The organism is Streptosporangium sp. NPDC003464 (assembly GCF_053588315.1).
This window is the reverse complement of record NZ_JBSFPS010000554.1, coordinates 1-1414: the sequence shown is the minus strand read 5'-3', so window position 1 is coordinate 1414 and position 1414 is coordinate 1. Positions and strand designations below refer to the sequence as shown.

Below are 1414 nucleotides of genomic sequence, written 5' to 3'. Positions count from 1 at the left end.
GTCCATCCATCGCAGCGCGTCTCCGCTCGCCGCGGCGCGGCTCATGAACGCACCGAACTGCTCCGCCGCGTGGGCGATGCCAGGCGCGAACCCCGCCAGCCAGCCGGCGCCGACCACGGCCAGATCACGGAACCCCGCCAGGAGCGGCTGGAGTGCGGGCACGACCGCAGCGACCGACTCGTGCAGCGATGCGAACACCGACTGGATCGCCCAGATCGACTCCGCCGACCGGGCGAACTCCACCAGCCGCAACGCGCCCACGCCGAACTCGCCGGCCAGGCCCGACATACCACCGCGCAGCGCGTCGACGACGGGCAGCAGCGACGTCATCTGGCCAACCAGCGGCGCGAAGAAGGCGTCCTGGACCTGCTCCCGCACCGCCTGCAGGGCAGGCGACATGTCAAACAGCTCGGTGGCGACGGTGTTCGCGACGCCACTCAGCTCTGCCGCGGCCGCAGCGAACTTCAGGAAGTCGCCGCTGAGAACCGCGGCGAACGCATCGCCCACCCCGAACAAGGCGACCTTGAGGGTGCCCATCGCCGCAGCACCCAGCAGCACCCCGCCCGGCAGCGCAGCGATCAGCCCCGACACCGGCGCGACCGCGCCGGCCAGCGACACCATGCTCGCCGCAGCCGACGCCGCACCCGCCGCCAAGGTGGACAGCGCAGCGGCACCGACGCCGAGCTTGGCCAGGCCCGCGACGATGCTCGCCAGTGCTGCACCGCCGACGACGCCCAGCCGCCCCAGGTTCGCGGTGAGGCTGGTCAGCGCGGACGTGCCCGTCGCACCGAGGCGGCCGATCCGCTGGCCGAGGTCGCCGACAGCGTCCCCGATCGCCCCGAACCCCCGCAAGAGGGTGGGAAGCTGCGAGGCGATCCCGGCGAGGGCGCGGCGGAGGATGTCGCCGAGCCCGCCCCTACCTCCCCCGCCGCCGCTGATCTTCTTGGCAAAGCCCTTGGCAGCGCCGTCACCGAGCCCCTCGCCGAGCTTCTCGCCCTCCGAGACGAACTTGCCGCGCTCGTCCCTCAGGCGGCCCTGAGCGTCACGGGTGAAGCGCCGGCCGAACGCGTCGCCCGACTCACCGCCGCTCCGCTCGAAATCGCGGCGGACGTCCTCACGGACGCCAGTCGTGTCGGCACGGACCCTCACAAACGCCTCGGCCAGGGCTGCCACGAAGCACCCCCTGTCCGAGCTGTGAAGTTGGCTATCCGGCGGCGAGCTGGGCGATCAACTGCCGCCGCGCCTGCGGGTCCTGAACCACGCCGGGCTCCCGCTCGACGGTGAACTCGCCGAGCGGGTCAGGGTTGACCTCGCCGTCTTCCACACCGGCGAGGCCGAGCAGCAGCGTGTTGCGCAGCACGGTGTCGCAGCGTTCGATGTAGAGCGCCTCGACGATGTCGAGGTAGTCGACCAG

At 72.2% G+C, this 1414-nt stretch carries 1 protein-coding gene and 1 pseudogene; both read right to left on the bottom strand.

Annotated features, from left to right (window positions below; all coding sequences use genetic code 11):
* A pseudogene (locus ACWDS7_RS48475) lies at positions 1-1173 on the bottom strand (hypothetical protein); the annotation flags it as partial.
* A 31-nt stretch (positions 1174-1204) separates the two neighbouring features.
* Positions 1205-1414: hypothetical protein (locus ACWDS7_RS48470; RefSeq protein ID WP_451934828.1), on the bottom strand; the 210-nt coding region annotated here is incomplete at its 5' end.